Genomic DNA, 15,094 nt, shown 5'->3' on the forward strand with positions numbered 1-15,094 from the left:
CTGGATCGTGACGCTACGACACGATCCGCCGGCGTGCAAGGGGCTTCCACGTACCGTTCTATGCTGCGATGGCAGCTCGACGACCGGAAAGGGGATTGCCGTGACGATCGAACGACCCGGCCGCTCCGGTCGCCCCGGCGGTGCTCCCGTGCGGATCACCGACGTGGCGGCGCTCGCCGGGGTGTCGATCGGCACCGCGTCGAAGGCCCTCAACGACACCGGGCAGCTCCGCGAGGAGACCCGTGCCCGCGTCCGCGACGCCGCGGCCAAGCTCGGGTTCGTCGGCGACGCCCGCGGCCGGGCGCTGTCGTCCGGTCGCTCGTACACGGTCGGCATGATCACGACGGACTCCTTCGGCCGCTTCTCGATCCCCGTGCTGCTCGGCGCCGAGGACGTGCTCTCCGCGGGGCGGATGGCCGTCCTGCTCTGCGACACCCGAGACGACCACGTCCGCGAGGAGCACTACCTGCGCTCCCTCGCCTCCCGCGGCGTCGACGGCATCATCGTCACCGGGCGGTCCGCCGACCCGCGCCCGCCGATCGACGTGTCCATTCCCGTCGTCTACGCCTTCACCCCGTCCACCGACCCCGACGACGTCTCGGTCACGCTCGACGACGAGCACGGGGCCGGGCTCGTCGCGTCCCACCTGCTGACGCTCGGGCGCCGGCGCGTGGCGATCGTCACCGGGCCCGCGTGGCACCGCTCCGCCTCGCGCCGTGTCACCGGGGCGTCCGAGGCGCTCGGCACCGCGCTCGTGTCGCCGCCGCTGTACGGGGAGTGGTCGGAGCGCTGGGGGCGGCACGCCGTCGACGTGCTCGCGCGGGGGACCGTCGACGTCGACGCGGTCGTCTGCGGCTCGGACCAGATCGCGCGGGGCGTGTGCGACCGGCTGCGCGAGCTCGGACGCTCCGTGCCCGAGGACGTCGCCGTCACCGGCTTCGACGACTGGGACGTGATGGCCCTCGCGAGCCGCCCGCCGCTGACCACCGTCGACCTGCGGCTCGAGGAGCTCGGTCGGGTCGCGGGCCAGGCGCTGCTCGACCTGATCGAGGGCTCGTCTGCCGCGTCGGCCGTGGTGACCCCGTCGCTCGTCATCCGCGGCAGCACGATCGGCGCCTGACGCGCCTGCCCCGGGCGTGGGGCCCGCGCGCGCGTGCCCCGGGCGTGGGCCCGGCCCGCGCGCGCCCCTGCCCCTGGCGGTGAGATCGCACTCCGTGTCGGCTCCGCCGCAGTCCAGGCGACACCAAGTGCGATCTCGCCGAGGTCCGGGCGGGCGCGACCGGTCAGGACTCCCCGCTCACGTCCGCCGAGGGGCCACGAGGCGTCGGCCGGAGCGCCGGCGAGCGACGACGAGCGACCGGTCGACGGCCCGCGCACGGGGTGTCGCGACCGGTCGAGCCCCAACACGCGACCGCGTTGCGAGAGTGAGCGCTCACGTGCCAGGATGTGAGCGCTCACGCATCGCAGCGTGCACGGACGACGATGTCTCGGGAGGACAGCATGGGCGACGACCGCCGACAGCGCATCGAGGACGGTCGCGCGACCCTCGGGATCGAGCTCGGATCGACCCGCATCAAGGCCGTGCTCATCGACGAGGACCACGTCCCCCTCGCCAGCGGCGACCACGAGTGGGAGAACGCCTTCGTCGACGGCCGCTGGACCTACTCGCTCGAGGACGTCGAGACCGGCCTCCGCGCCGCGTACGCCGCCCTCGTCGCCGACGTCGAGTCGCAGTACGGCGTCCGCCCCACCACCTTCCGCGCGCTCGGCGTCTCCGCGATGATGCACGGCTACCTGGCGTTCGACGCCGCGGGGGAGCTGCTCGTGCCGTTCCGCACGTGGCGCAACACCTCCACCGGCCCCGCTGCCGAGGCACTCAGCGAGCGCCTCGGGTTCAACATCCCGCTGCGCTGGTCCGTCGCGCACCTGTACCAGGCCGTCCTCGACGAGGAGCCCCACGTCGCCGAGGTCGCCCGGGTCACCACCCTCGCCGGGTACGTCCACCACCGCCTGACCGGGCACGACGTCCTCGGGGTCGGTGACGCGAGCGGGATGTTCCCGATCGACCCGTCGACCCGCGACTACGACGCCGCGATGCTCGCGACGGCGGACGAGCTGATCGGCGCAGGCGCAGGCGCAGGCGCAGGCGCCGGCGCAGGCACGCGCACCGGCATCCGCGCCCTGTTCCCCGAGGTGCTCGTCGCCGGGCAGGACGCCGGCGCGCTCACGGCCGAGGGTGCCGCGTGGCTCGACCCGACCGGCGCCCTCGAGCCCGGCGTCCCGCTCTGCCCGCCCGAGGGCGACGCCGGCACCGGCATGGTGGCGACGAACGCCGTCGCTCCCCGCACTGGCAACGTCAGCGTCGGCACGAGCATCTTCGCGATGGTCGTCCTCGAACGCGCGATGGCCCAGGCGCACGAGGAGCTCGACGTCGTCACCACGCCCGCCGGTGACGCCGTGGCGATGGTGCACTGCAACAACGGCGCGAGCGAGATCGCCGCGTGGGCCCGGGTGTTCGGACGCTTCGCCGAGGCCGCCGGCACCCCGCTCGACATCGACCACGTGTACGCGACGCTCCTCGCCGAGGCCGAGCAGGCCGACCCCGACGCCGGCGGCCTGCTCTCCTACAACTACCTGGCGGGCGAGCCCGTCACGCACGTCGAGGCCGGCCGTCCGCTCCTGGTCCGCGGGGCCGGCAGCGCGTTCACGCTCGGCAACCTGGTCCGCGCCGAGGTCCAGGGCGCCTTCGCGACACTGGCGATCGGCATGGACGTGCTGGCGGAGGAGGACGTCCGGGTCGACCGGATGACCGCGCACGGCGGGCTCTTCCGGACGCCCGGCGCCCCGCAGCGCCTGCTCGCCGCCGCGCTCCGCGTGCCCGTCGCGCTCGAGGAGACCGCTGGCGAAGGTGGTGCCTGGGGCATCGCCGTGCTGGCCGCGTACCTCGAGCACGCCGGCGACACCGACCTGACGACCCACCTGGCGGAGCGCGTGTTCGGCGGGGACGCCGTCCACGTGGCCGACCCCGACGAGCACGACGTCGCCGGGTTCCGCACCTACCTCGAGCGCTTCCGCGCCGGTCTGCCGCTGCAGGTGGCAGCGGTCGCCGCCACCACCAGCGCCGCCGCCACAGGCGAGCTCGACGCCACCACAGACGAACGCGAGACGACGGCCGGAGCCGAGCCGAGCCTCCAGACCGAGAAGGAGCCGACCCGATGACGGACGCGACCCACCACGACCAGACCACCCAGGAGGCCGTGGCCGCGACGCGTGCGCGCGTCGCCTCCCTGCACGGCGAGCTGGTCCGCTACGGCCTGGTCATCTGGACCGGCGGCAACGTCTCCGAGCGCGTGCCCGGCACCGACCTCTTCGTGATCAAGCCGAGCGGGGTGTCCAGCGACGACCTGACGCCAGAGAACCAGGTCGTCTGCACGCTCGACGGCGTCCCCGCGGAGGGCTGGGGCAACGCGCACGGCCCCTCGAGCGACACCGCGGCGCACGCCTACGTGTACCGGAACATGCCCGAGGTCGGCGGCGTCGTGCACACCCACTCCACCTACGCGACCGCGTGGGCTGCCCGCGCCGAGGCCATCCCGTGTGTCATCACCGCGATGGCGGACGAGTTCGGCGGCCCGATCCCGGTCGGCCCGTTCGCGATCATCGGCGACGACTCGATCGGCCACGGCATCGTCGAGACCCTCTCCGGTCACCGCTCCCGCGCCGTCCTGATGCAGAACCACGGCGTCTTCACGATCGGCAAGGACGCGAAGGACGCCGTCAAGGCCGCCGTGATGGCCGAGGACGTGGCGCGCACGGTCCACATCGCGAAGCAGGGCGGCGAGGTCGTCCCGATCGCGGAAGCAGACATCGATCGACTCTTCGATCGCTACCAGAACGTCTACGGACAGAACCCCGAAGGAGCCATGCGATGACGCAGGACAACGTCGACCCCCAGGCCACACTCGACGGCTACGAGGTCTGGTTCCTCACCGGCTCGCAGGGCCTGTACGGCGAGGAGACCCTCCGCCAGGTCGAGGAGCAGAGCCGCGCCGTCCACGAGACGCTCGCCGGTGCACTGCCGGTGAAGCTCGTGTGGAAGCCCGTGCTCAAGGACGCTGACGGCATCCGCCGGGCGCTCATCGAGGCCAGCGCCGACGACAAGGTGATCGGTGTCACCGCCTGGATGCACACCTTCAGCCCCGCGAAGATGTGGATCGGCGGCCTGAACGCCCTGACCAAGCCGCTGCTGCACCTGCACACGCAGGCGAACGTGGCGCTGCCGTGGTCGGAGATCGACTTCGACTTCATGAACCTCAACCAGGCCGCCCACGGCGACCGTGAGTTCGGCTACGCCCTGGCCCGCATGGGCGTCCGGCACGCGACCGCCATCGGCCACGTGTCGGACGAGCGCGTCCAGCAGCGCGTGTCGAACTGGGTGCGCGCGGCAGCCGGTGCCGCCGCGATCCGCGAGCTCAAGCTGACGCGCTTCGGTGACAACATGCGCTACGTCGCCGTCACCGAGGGCGACAAGACCGAGGCCGAGATCTCGCTCGGCGTGCAGGTCAACACCTGGGCGGTCAACGAGCTGGCCGCAGCGGTCGACGCGGCGGAAGCCGACACGGCGGCGGTGGACGCGCTCGTCGCGTCCTACGAGTCGGCGTACGACGTCGACCCGTCGCTGCGCGGCGACGGTGACCGCCACGGCGCGCTCCGCGACGGCGCCGCGATCGAGCTCGGCCTCCGTGCGCTCCTGCAGCAGAACGGCTCCGCCGCGTTCACCACGAACTTCGAGGACCTCGGCACGCTCAAGCAGCTCCCCGGCCTGGCCGTGCAGCGTCTGATGGCCGACGGGTACGGCTTCGGTGCCGAGGGCGACTGGAAGACCGCCGTGCTGGTCCGCGCGATGAACGTCGCCGGCGCCGGGCTTCCCGGTGGCGCGTCGCTCATGGAGGACTACACGTACGACCTCACCCCGGGTGCGGAGAAGATCCTCGGCGCCCACATGCTCGAGGTCTCCCCGACGCTGACCTCGACGCGTCCAACGCTCGAGATCCACCCGCTCGGCATCGGCGGCAAGGACGACCCGGTGCGCCTGGTCTTCACCGCCGACTCCGGCGAGGCCGTCGTGGTCGCGCTCTCCGACACCCGCGACGGCTTCCGCCTCACCGCGAACGTCGTCGACGTGGTCCCGCCGACCGAGGCCCTGCCGAAGCTGCCCGTCGGCCGTGCCGTCTGGGAGCCGCGCCCGTCGTTCCCCGTCGCCGCCGAGGCCTGGCTCACCGCCGGGGCCGCCCACCACACCGTCATGACGACGGCCGTGGGCCTGCAGGTGGTCGAGGACCTCGCGACGATGCTCGGCACCGAGTTCCTGGTCATCGACGAGCACACCACCTCGCGCGGCTTCCGCGACGAGGTGCGCGGGCAGCAGACCTGGCACCGTCTCGACCGCGGCTTCTGAGGAGCCGTACGATGACCGACGTGACCACGGAGCAGCGCACCAACTGGGCCGGCAACGTCACCTACCGGGCGTCGGCGCTGCTGCGCCCGACGTCGGTGGGTGAGGTCCAGGACCTCGTCACGTCGACACCGCGGCTGACGGCGCTCGGGTCGACGCACTCGTTCAACGAGGTCGCCGACACCGACGCCGTCCAGCTCACGCTGACGGAGATGCCGCCGTCGCTCGAGATCGACAGCGCCCGCCGGACGGTGCGGGTCGCCGCCGGCATGACGCACGCGCAGGTCGCGGCCGGCCTGGAGGCTCGTGGCTGGGCACTCGGGAACCTCGCGTCCCTGCCGCACATCTCCACGGCCGGGGCCGTCGCCACGGGCACGCACGGCTCCGGTGTGCGGAACCCCTCGCTGGCGCAGGCGGTGGTCGGGTTGGACGTGGTGCGTGCCTCGGGCGAGCTCGAGCACGTGTCGGCTGCTTCCGGGTCCGGGTCCGGGTCCGGGTCCGGGTCGTCCGGGTCCCTTGATGCCCATCGTGTGGCGCTCGGGGCGCTCGGCGTCGTCACGGCGCTGGAGCTCGCGATCGAGCCGACGTTCGAGGTCGCCGCGACCGTGCACCTCGACCTGCCGTGGGACGCGGTCGAGGAGCACTTCGACGCGGTGATGGCCGACGCCTACTCGGTGTCGATGTTCACGGCGTTCGACGACCGCGGCGCACGCCAGGTCTGGACGAAGCACCGCGTGGACGAGCCCGCGCCGAGCGTCGACCTCGTCGCGCTCGGTGCCCGCCGTGCGACCGAGGCCGTGCACCCGGGCGAGAACGACGCCGCCAGCGTCACGGAACAAGGCGGCGTGCCCGGGCCCTGGTCCGAGCGCCTGCCGCACTTCCGCTCGACGTTCTCGCCGTCCACCGGCGCGGAGATCCAGGCCGAGTACCTCATCCCAGCAGCATCCGCGGTCCCGGCGCTCCGGGCACTGCGTCCGCTCGCCGACCTGTTCGCCCCGCTGCTCATCGCCGCCGAGGTCCGGACCGTCGCGGCCGACACCGCCTGGCTCGCGCCCTCCACCGGTCGGCAGTCGGTCGGGCTGCACTTCACCTTCCGACGGGACGCCTCCGCCGTGGCAGCGGCGGTGCTCCGGATCGAGGAGGTGCTCGCACCGTTCGACCCGCGGCCGCACTGGGGGAAAGTCTCCGCGGCCTCGCCCGCTCGACTGCACGAGGCCTACCCGCAGCTGGCGGCGTTCGCGGAGCTGGCGCGGTCGCTCGACCCGACAGGGCGCTTCCGGAACGGGTTCCTCGAGCGCACGCTGGGCTGACGAGGAGTGCTCCGCGCCACGCCTGGGCCGGCGCTCGTCGTCGTGTGACATCGAGGACCTCCTGGTGCCACTCGTTCGCCTGGGGCAGCGGTCCGGCGTTCGCGCGGCCCCGCCCACGAACCCACCGACACGGGAGTACCAGCAGTGTGCGGGCATCCTCTCCCAGGGGATCGGGATGGGTTCTGCGGGCGCTGCACTGCTCCGGTGCTGAGTGCTCACATGTGAGGACGCAAAGGTCGGGTCATGGCGAACCTCTCTCGGATCATCGGCATGGCCTCGAAGGTCATCGACAAGCAGCTGCAGCAGCGTGGGCAGGGGGAGCGGACCGGCGGGCAACAGCCGGGCGGGCAGCAGCCCAGCGGCACGGACTGGCGCAGCGTCGTGCGGAGCGCAGCGGACAGGCTCACGGGGGACGACCGCACCGGCCAGCAGCGCCCGCCGCAGCAGCACGGCCAGCCGACACAGCAGTACGCGCCGCAGCAGCAGCACGGCCAGCCGCCCCGGCAGCACGGGCGGCCGCGCAGCACCGGCCCTGTCGATCACGACAAGGTCGCGCTCGCGAAGTACGACTACCTCCTGCGCACGTCGTCGCCGGAGCAGCTCGAACAGGTCCACCACGACGCCTTCGCCCGACTCACGCCCGAGCAGCGCCAGCAGGTCCTGCAGCGCATGAACGCCGAGCTGCCGCCGCACGAGCGCGTCGCGGACGACTCCGCGGGTCCGATGGCCCGTGCCATGACGCGCGGCGAGGTCGGTCGCCCCGGACTCATCCGTCGGGTCCTCGGCGGCGGGAACGGCCCCGGCTCGGGCAACCGTGGCCGCGTGGGCGCGATGGCCGGTGGCGCAGCCGTCGGCGCCGGGGCGATGGCGCTCGGCGGGATCGCCGTCGCGGTCGCCGGGGGAGCAGTCGTCAGCGCCGCCGCAGCGCCGGTCCTCGCGGGGGCCGCCGACCTGGGCGTGGACTTCGAGGGCATCGCGTCGGGCATCGGGGACTTCGGGCTCGCCGACCTCGGTGGTGGCGTCGAGGGCTTCGCGGCCGAGGGGGAGCAGCTCCTCGGCGGTGTGGGCGAGCACGTGTCCGGCTTCGGCGAGCAGGCGTCCGGGCTCGGTGAGCAGGCGTCCGGACTCGGCGAACAGGCGTCGGACCTCGGCAACGACTTCCTCGGCGGGCTCTTCGACCGCTGACCCGCGCCGGCGCGCGGCGCGCCACGGAACGGACACGGCACCGTGCATCTGCACGGTGCCGTGTCCGTTCAGCGATGTGGCAGCAGGATCGATCAGACGGCGATGCGGCCGCCGTCGACGGGCAGGACGGCACCGTGCACGAAGGACGCCGCGTCCGTGGCGAGGAAGACGATCGCCTGTGCGACCTCCTCTGCCGTCCCCGGTCGGCCCGCGGGGCCCGCTGCGGCGAGCTGGTCGAGTGCCTCGCCCATCGCAGCGGTGCCCTCGGTTCGGGTCGGGCCGGGGCTGACGGCGTTGACGCGGACCCCGGCCGGGCCGAACTCCGCGGCCCACGACTTCGTCAGCAGCACGAGTGCGGCCTTCGTGGAGCCGTAGAGCCCCATGCCGGCAGCACCGAACTCGGCCACCATCGTGGTGACGTTGACGATCGCTCCGCCGCCTCGCGCGGCCATGGCGGGAGCGAGGGTCGCGACGAGGAAGTACGGCGCCTTGACGTTGATGTCGAAGACCTCGTCGAAGCCTGCCGAGGTCGTGTCGGCCGTGGCGCCGAAGGGGAAGATGCCGGCGCTGTTGACGAGCACGTCGACCGTGCCGCCGCCGATGCGCAGCGCCTCGGCGGCGAGGTGTGCCGTGCTCGACTCGTCGCGGAGGTCTGCCTCGACGAACTCCGCCCGGCCGCCGGATGCCCGGATCGACCGGACGACCTCCTCACCACGGGTGGAGTCCCTGCCCGAGACGACGACGTGCAGGCCCTGTGCGGCGAGGAGTTCGGCGGTTGCGCGTCCGATGCCGCTGGTGGCCCCGGTGACGAGAGCGGTCGTGGTCGTGGTCATGGTCATGGTGTGTTCCTGACTGAACAGATCGGTGTGGCTTGCGGTGTTGGTAACTGTACAGATCAGTGCAGTAAAGTCAAACCATGTCCACACCGCCGGAACCCCGTACCCGTCGACGCCCGGCTTACGAGCGCGCTGTCGCCACCGCTGACCGGTTGTTCTACGAACAGGGCATCCATGCCGTCGGGGTGGACCAGGTCGCAGCTGAGGCCGACATCTCGAAGGCGAGCCTCTACACGCACTTCCGGACGAAGGACGACCTGGTGCTCGGGTACCTCCGCGGGCGCAGCAGGTCGTGGCAGGAGCACGTCGCCATCGAGCTCCCCGCTCGCGGCGGCACGGCGACCGAGCGGATCCTCGCTGTCTTCGACCTGCTCGGTGAGTGGTTCGACGAGCCCGGGTACCGCGGCTGCCCCTTCATCAACGTCGAGGCGGAGTACGGCGCAGGCCATCCGACCCACGAGGTGACCCTGGAGCACCGCGACTGGGTCCGCGACCTCTTCACGGCACTGCTGGTGGAGGCCGGGGCAGCGGACGCCGAGTCGACCGCGCTCGAGCTCTGCCTGCTGTACGACGGTGCCATGGCGAGCGCCCAGGCGGATGCGTCGCGGCCCTGGGCAGCCGCGGCCCGACGTGCGGCGGGACGACTCCTCGAACCGCGCTGAGACGCGCCCGCTCGCGTTCGCCCGTGGACGGATCGAGAACGACCGGTCCACCCCGCTCCGTGGATTGTTGCGTCGTGCGTCATCGGCTGTCTCCGTGCGCATGGGCGCGGTGTCAGGATGGACGCCGCCCGGCCTGGATCGGCCGCGAGCCCCACAGCACCGACCGCTCGAGGAGCACCACGTCATGAGACGCTCGAACCGACTGACCATCACCGCGGCCGTCGCCGCAGCCGCAGCCCTGGTCCTCACCGGTTGCTCGGGCGGTGGCGCCTCCGACGACGCGTCCTCCGGCACGAAGAAGGGCGGGACGCTGAACGTCCTGACCACGGCGACGTCGTTCCACCTCGACCCCGCCACCAGCCAGGGCCTCGGCATCACGTCGCTCGGCCTGGTGCTCCGTCGTCTGACGGCCTGGGACGTCGAGCCGGGGAAGACCGCGAAGGTGGTCCCGGACCTCGCGACGAACACCGGCGACTCGAGCGACGGCGGCAAGACCTGGACGTACCACCTCAAGAAGGGGCTCACGTTCCAGGACGGCTCCGCCATCACCACGAAGGACATCAAGTGGGGCATCGAGCGCTCGTTCGCGCCGCCCCTGCCCGGCGGCCTGAGCTACCACAAGTCGCTGCTGGTCGGTGGCGACACGTACCGGGGGCCGTTCGACGGCACGACCCTCGACAGCATCGAGACGCCGGACGAATCCACGATCGTGTTCAAGCTCACCGCGGCCTACGGCGACTGGCCGTGGATCGTCTCGATGCCCGCGTTCTCCCCGGTCCCCGAGGGCGACGGCACGGACACCGGCGCGTACGACGCCAAGCCCGTCGCGAGCGGCCCGTACCAGGTGCAGGCCAACCAGCAGGGGTCGCAGATCACCCTGGTCCGGAACAAGGAGTGGAGCGCGAAGACCGACTCGGTCCGGACCGCCGGCCCGTCGAAGGTCGTGTTCAAGGAGTCGCAGGACCCCTCCACGGTCACGCAGACGCTCATCGCCGACAACGGCGACGCGAAGAACTCGTTCGGTGCCACGTTCCTGGGTGCGGCCGAGCTGAACCAGGTGCGCGCCAACCCGTCCGCGCAGGACCGTCTCGCGACGTCGAAGGCCGGTCCGCTCCAGTACCTGGCGATCAACACCCAGCGTGGCGCCCTCAAGGACCTCCAGGTGCGCAAGGCCCTGCAGTACGCGGTCGACCGCAAGTCCTACCGGATCGCCTCGGGTGGTGCCCTCGCCGGCAGCTACGCCTCGACGCTCATCACGCCCGGCATCGCCGGCCGGAAGAGCTACGACCTCTACCAGCCGGGTGCGACCGGTGACGTGGCGAAGGCGAAGCAGCTGCTGGAGAAGGCCGGCGCGACCGACCTGAAGCTCACGCTCGCGACACAGAACGACCCCGCCAACCTCGCCGAGGCGCAGGCGATCCAGGCCGGGCTCAAGCGTGCGGGCATCGCCGTGACCCTCAAGCCGCTCGACATCGACTCGTTCTACACGGCGACGACGGACGGCACCGACTTCGACCTGGCGCTGTTCAGCTGGCAGCCCGACTTCCCGAGCGCGAACGCCAACATCCAGCCGCTCTTCGCGTCGTCGGAGATCGGTGGCGGCCGCTACAACGTCTCGAAGTACAGCAACCCGGAGGTCGACGCGCTCATCGCCGAGGCGACCGGCACCATCGACCAGCAGGACGCCCGGAAGCTCTGGGCCGAGGCGGACCGGAAGATCATGGCCGACGCGCCCATCGTCCCGTTGACCTACGCCAAGCAGTCGTTCCTGGCCGGGTCGAACGTGCAGGACTTCCGCATCGCGGACTTCCCGGCGTACCCGAACTACCTCAAGGTCTCGCTCGCCCAGTGAGCGACCCCATCCTGCAGGTCGAGGGGCTCCGTGTCGCGTTCGGCGACGCGGAGCCCGTCGTGCGTGACGTCTCCTTCGCGCTGACGCCCGGCCGCGTGCTCGCCCTGGTCGGCGAGTCCGGCTCGGGGAAGTCCGTCAGCGCGATGAGCGTGCTCGGACTCCTGCCACCCCAGGCCCGGGTCTCGGGCAGCGCCCGGTTCCGCGGCGAGGAGCTCGTCGGCGCGCCCGTCGAGTCCCTGCGCGCGGTCCGTGGCGCGGGCATCGGCGTGGTCTTCCAGGAGCCGATGAACTCGTTCACCCCCGTCCTGTCGATCGGCACGCAGATCGCCGAGGCGGTCCGAGCCCACCCGAGCGGCCTCGACCGTGCCGGGGTGTCCGCCCGCATCGACGAACTGCTGCGATCCGCGGGCCTCGACGACCCGGCACGCATCCGAGGGGCGTACCCGCACGAGCTCTCAGGCGGCCAGCTGCAGCGCGCGATGATCGCGATGGCCCTCGCCGGTGACCCCGTCGCGCTCATCGCCGACGAACCGACGACCGCCCTCGACGTCACCGTGCAGGCGGGCATCCTCGACCTGCTGCGACACCTCTGCCACGAGCGCGACCTCGCGGTCCTGCTCATCACGCACGACATGGGTGTGGTCGCGGACGTCGCCGACGAGGTCCTCGTCATGCGGCGCGGCGAGCCGGTCGAACACGGCACGGTCGCCGACCTGTTCGCCGCCCCGCAGGCCGCGTACACACGAGCCCTGCTCGCCGCCGTCCCCGCCCTGGGCCCACTCGCGCCGGTACCGCCGCGCAGCGGAGCCTGCGGAGCTGCGGGGCGGCCGAGCGCGTGGGGAGAGGCCCGTCCGGCGTCCGCCCCGCCCGCCCGGCCCGCAACGGGGCCGGCCGAGTCTCGCCCCGCCGGACAGGATGCGGGGCGCGCAGGCCGCGATCTGTCCGCCGGGCCGAGACTCGGCGACGCGAGCGGCGAGGCCGGGCCGAGTCTCGGCGACGCGAGCGGCGGGGCGGAGACGAGCCGAGCCTCCCGGCCGGTGGTGGCGCGACTGCGCGACGTGAGCGTGCGGTACGACCGGCGCGGCACGCCGACCGTCTCGGGCATCGACCTGGAGCTGCGGGCCGGGGAGACGCTCGGCCTCGTGGGGGAGTCGGGGTCGGGCAAGTCGACGGTGGGGCGCGCGCTCTCCGGCCTCGTGCCGGTCGTGGCCGGCAGCGTCGAGGTGGACGGCAGCGACCTCCGGACGGCGCGCGGACGACGGCTGCGCGAGGTCCGCAGTCGTGTCGGCATCGTCTTCCAGGACCCGGCGTCGTCCCTGAACCCGCGCCAGACCATCGGGTGGAGCATCGCCGAACCGCTGCTGGTCCACGGCTCCACGCCCGCCGACCGGAGCACGCGCGTGCGCGACCTGCTCGACGCGGTGCAGCTCGACCCGACCTGGGCGGAGCGGTTCCCGCACGAGCTGTCCGGCGGGCAGCGTCAGCGTGTGGCGGTCGCTCGGGCCCTCGCGCTGCGGCCGGCGCTCGTCGTCGCCGACGAACCGACCTCCGCGCTCGACGTGACGGTGCAGGCGGCCGTGCTCGACCTGCTCTCCGCGCTGCAGGACGACTTCGGGTTCGGCATGCTGCTCATCAGCCACGACCTCGCGGTGGTGCGCCAGCTCGCGGACGAGGTCGTCGTGCTCCACGACGGCCGCGTCGTCGAACGTGGCCGCACCGAGACCGTGCTCGACGACCCGCAGGAGGACTACACGCGCATGCTGCTCGCCGCCGCCCCCGTGGCCGATCCGGCTCGCCAGGCCGCTCGCCGTGCCGCCTGGCGTCGTCTCGTGGAGGTGGGACCGTGACCGCGAACGTCGTCGAGCGGCCCGTCGCCGCCTCCGGTCGGTCGACCGGGTTCCGCGCGGTCGTCCGACGCGTCCGGCAGGACCGCTGGGCCGTCACGAGCGCGGTCGTCATCGCGGTCTTCCTGCTCGTCGCCGTCCTCGCCCCCGTGATCGCCGGGATCAGCGGGCAGGACCCGTACAGCTACCACATCGGGGCGCTCAACTCCTTCGGGGCACCGCGGGGAGCGCTCGGCGGGGTCAGCGGCACGCACTGGTTCGGCGTCGAGCCGCTGACCGGGCGCGACCTGTTCGCGATCGTCACGTACGGCGCGCGGACCTCGCTCGGGATCGGCCTGGCGGCGACCGCGATGTCGATCGTCATCGGTGTGCTCGTCGGCGTCACGACGGGGTTCTTCGGCGGCTGGTACGACCGCGTGCTGAGCCGGGTCGTCGACGTGATGTTCGGGTTCCCGTCGCTCGTGTTCATGATCGCGCTCACCGCCATCGTGCCGACGTCGTTCCCGAAGCCGCTGCTCGTCGTGCTGGTCATCGGGTTCTTCGGGTGGCCGGCCGTCGCGCGGGTCATCCGCGGGCAGACGCTGTCCCTGCGGTCGCGGAACTACGTCGTCGCCTCGACCGCGCTCGGCGCCGGGCGGTGGCACGTCATCCGGACGCAGCTGCTGCCGAACCTCGCCGCGACGATCACCGTCTACGCGACGATCTCGATCCCGTCGATGATCGGTGCCGAGGCCGCGCTGTCGTTCCTGGCCGTGGGCGTCACCCCGCCGACGCCGTCGTGGGGTCGCAGCATCGGCGACGCGATCGGCTGGGTGCAGACCGACCCGATGTACCTGCTGTTCCCCGGCATCGCCCTGTTCCTCGTGACCCTGGCGTTCAACGTGCTCGGCGACGCCCTGCGCGACGCCCTCGACCCGCGCGGAGGCACCCGGTGACCGCGTTCCGCTTCGTCCTGTTCCGCGTGCTCGGCGCCGTGGTCGTGCTGCTCGTCGTCGCCGCGGTGACGTACGCGCTGTTCATGCTGCTGCCGACGAACCCCGCGCGCGCCATCTGCGACAAGCCCTGCACCCCGGACCGGCTGCGCGAGGTGCAGGCGTTCCTCGGCACGGACAAGCCGTGGATCGCCCAGTTCGGCGCGTACCTCGGCGGGATCGTCACCGGTCGGACGTTCGGCACCGGCGCCTCGGTCATCCACTGCGCGGCACCGTGCTTCGGGTACTCGTTCCAGCTCCACGACAGCGTCACCTCGCTCATCCTCACGCGGCTGCCCGTCACCGCCTCGATCGCCGTCGGTGCCGCCCTGCTGTGGCTCGTCGCCGGTGTCGCCGGGGGAGCGGCCTCGGCACTGCGCCGGGGGTCCCTGCTCGACCGCACCGTGATGGGCATCGCCGTCGCCGGGGTCTCCGCGCCGTCGTACCTGGTCGGGTTGCTCGCGATCCTGCTGTTCGGGTTCGTGCTCGGGGTGCTGCCGACCAGCGGGTACGTGCCCTTCACCGAGGACCCGGTCGGCTGGTTCACCCACCTGGTGCTGCCGTGGTGCGTGCTCGCGTTCATCAGCGCCGCGATCTACGCCCGCCTGACCCGGGGCGAGATGCTCGAGTCGATGTCGCAGGACTTCGTCCGGACGGCTCGCGCCAAGGGCCTCCGCGAACGCCAGGTCGTCGTGCGGCACGGGCTGCGGACGGCGATCCTGCCCGTGGTGACCCTGTTCGGGCTCGACCTCGGGTCGCTGCTCGGCGGGGCGGTCATCACCGAGAAGGTGTTCTCGATGCAGGGCCTCGGGGCGCTGCTCATCGACGCGGTGCACACGCTCGACCTGCAGGTGGTCGTCGGCTTCACGCTGTTCTCGGCGTTCCTGGTGGTCACCGCGAACGTGGTCGTCGACGTGGTCTACAGCGTGGTCGATCCCCGCGTGCGGCGGCGGGGGTAGACGGGCCGTCGCGTCGTCTG

At 72.5% G+C, this 15,094-nt stretch carries 12 protein-coding genes; 11 read left to right on the forward strand and 1 reads right to left on the reverse strand.

Translation table 11 applies throughout. The features are described 5' to 3' along the window. The first annotated feature begins 100 nt into the window (after window positions 1-100). The 6 genes from ITJ68_RS13305 (at window position 101) to ITJ68_RS13330 (ending at window position 7,950) form a co-directional block, all read left to right on the forward strand. A complete protein-coding gene (locus ITJ68_RS13305) occupies window positions 101-1,120 on the forward strand; it encodes a LacI family DNA-binding transcriptional regulator (RefSeq protein WP_323743319.1) in 1,020 nt (339 codons plus the stop codon). A 380-nt stretch (window positions 1,121-1,500) separates the two neighbouring features. Next, complete coding sequence (locus ITJ68_RS13310) at window positions 1,501-3,219, forward strand: xylulokinase (RefSeq protein ID WP_194661730.1); 1,719 nt, start codon at window positions 1,501-1,503, stop codon at window positions 3,217-3,219. Beyond that, window positions 3,216-3,932 (forward strand): L-ribulose-5-phosphate 4-epimerase, encoded by a 717-nt coding sequence (locus tag ITJ68_RS13315; protein ID WP_194661731.1) that lies wholly within the window; start codon window positions 3,216-3,218, stop codon window positions 3,930-3,932. The genes ITJ68_RS13310 and ITJ68_RS13315 overlap by 4 nt, the downstream gene beginning before the upstream one ends. After that, complete coding sequence (araA, locus tag ITJ68_RS13320) at window positions 3,929-5,458, forward strand: L-arabinose isomerase (protein ID WP_194661732.1); 1,530 nt, start codon at window positions 3,929-3,931, stop codon at window positions 5,456-5,458. The genes ITJ68_RS13315 and araA overlap by 4 nt, the downstream gene beginning before the upstream one ends. 11 nt (window positions 5,459-5,469) lie before the next feature. After that, a complete protein-coding gene (locus tag ITJ68_RS13325; protein WP_194661733.1) occupies window positions 5,470-6,765 on the forward strand; it encodes a D-arabinono-1,4-lactone oxidase in 1,296 nt (431 codons plus the stop codon). Between the two features lie 243 nt (window positions 6,766-7,008). Then, on the forward strand, window positions 7,009-7,950 hold the full coding sequence (locus tag ITJ68_RS13330; RefSeq protein WP_194661734.1) for a cation-transporting ATPase: 942 nt from the start codon (window positions 7,009-7,011) through the stop codon (window positions 7,948-7,950). 92 nt (window positions 7,951-8,042) lie between these two features. On the opposite strand, the gene ITJ68_RS13335 is transcribed toward ITJ68_RS13330, so the two are convergent. Beyond that, entirely contained in the window at window positions 8,043-8,789 is a 747-nt protein-coding gene (locus tag ITJ68_RS13335) for an SDR family NAD(P)-dependent oxidoreductase (RefSeq protein WP_194661735.1), read from the reverse strand. 77 nt (window positions 8,790-8,866) lie between these two features. On the opposite strand from ITJ68_RS13335, the gene ITJ68_RS13340 reads away from it, so the two are divergent. The 5 genes from ITJ68_RS13340 to ITJ68_RS13360 all read left to right on the forward strand — a co-directional run bounded on the left by ITJ68_RS13340 (window position 8,867) and on the right by ITJ68_RS13360 (window position 15,074). Next, window positions 8,867-9,448, forward strand: a complete 582-nt coding sequence (locus ITJ68_RS13340; protein ID WP_194661736.1) for a TetR/AcrR family transcriptional regulator — start codon at window positions 8,867-8,869, stop codon at window positions 9,446-9,448. 184 nt (window positions 9,449-9,632) lie between these two features. Beyond that, window positions 9,633-11,300: an ABC transporter substrate-binding protein gene (locus ITJ68_RS13345; protein ID WP_194661737.1), complete on the forward strand. Its 1,668-nt coding sequence runs from the start codon at window positions 9,633-9,635 to the stop codon at window positions 11,298-11,300. After that, window positions 11,297-13,147, forward strand: a complete 1,851-nt coding sequence (locus ITJ68_RS13350; RefSeq protein WP_194661738.1) for a dipeptide ABC transporter ATP-binding protein — start codon at window positions 11,297-11,299, stop codon at window positions 13,145-13,147. The genes ITJ68_RS13345 and ITJ68_RS13350 overlap by 4 nt, the downstream gene beginning before the upstream one ends. Continuing rightward, window positions 13,144-14,079 (forward strand): ABC transporter permease, encoded by a 936-nt coding sequence (locus ITJ68_RS13355; RefSeq protein WP_194628676.1) that lies wholly within the window; start codon window positions 13,144-13,146, stop codon window positions 14,077-14,079. Before ITJ68_RS13350 ends, ITJ68_RS13355 begins: the two co-directional genes overlap by 4 nt. Beyond that, window positions 14,076-15,074 carry an ABC transporter permease gene (locus tag ITJ68_RS13360; RefSeq protein ID WP_194661739.1) on the forward strand — a complete coding sequence of 333 codons (999 nt, stop codon included), beginning with the start codon at window positions 14,076-14,078 and terminating at the stop codon, window positions 15,072-15,074. Before ITJ68_RS13355 ends, ITJ68_RS13360 begins: the two co-directional genes overlap by 4 nt. The last annotated feature ends 20 nt before the right edge of the window (window positions 15,075-15,094 follow it).

The sequence above is a fragment of the Curtobacterium sp. VKM Ac-1395 genome (genome assembly GCF_015350975.1).
Lineage (GTDB): Bacteria > Actinomycetota > Actinomycetes > Actinomycetales > Microbacteriaceae > Curtobacterium.

What these genes read in the sequence shown, in the direction of transcription:
- ITJ68_RS13335 (WP_194661735.1), bottom strand. Translation starts at nt 8,789, where the DNA reads ATGACCATGACCACGACCACGACCGCTCTCGTCACCGGGGCCACCAGC.
- ITJ68_RS13325 (WP_194661733.1), top strand. Translation starts at nt 5,470, where the DNA reads ATGACCGACGTGACCACGGAGCAGCGCACCAACTGGGCCGGCAACGTC.
- ITJ68_RS13340 (WP_194661736.1), top strand. Translation starts at nt 8,867, where the DNA reads ATGTCCACACCGCCGGAACCCCGTACCCGTCGACGCCCGGCTTACGAG.
- ITJ68_RS13330 (WP_194661734.1), top strand. Translation starts at nt 7,009, where the DNA reads ATGGCGAACCTCTCTCGGATCATCGGCATGGCCTCGAAGGTCATCGAC.
- ITJ68_RS13310 (WP_194661730.1), top strand. Translation starts at nt 1,501, where the DNA reads ATGGGCGACGACCGCCGACAGCGCATCGAGGACGGTCGCGCGACCCTC.
- ITJ68_RS13315 (WP_194661731.1), top strand. Translation starts at nt 3,216, where the DNA reads ATGACGGACGCGACCCACCACGACCAGACCACCCAGGAGGCCGTGGCC.
- araA (WP_194661732.1), top strand. Translation starts at nt 3,929, where the DNA reads ATGACGCAGGACAACGTCGACCCCCAGGCCACACTCGACGGCTACGAG.
- ITJ68_RS13345 (WP_194661737.1), top strand. Translation starts at nt 9,633, where the DNA reads ATGAGACGCTCGAACCGACTGACCATCACCGCGGCCGTCGCCGCAGCC.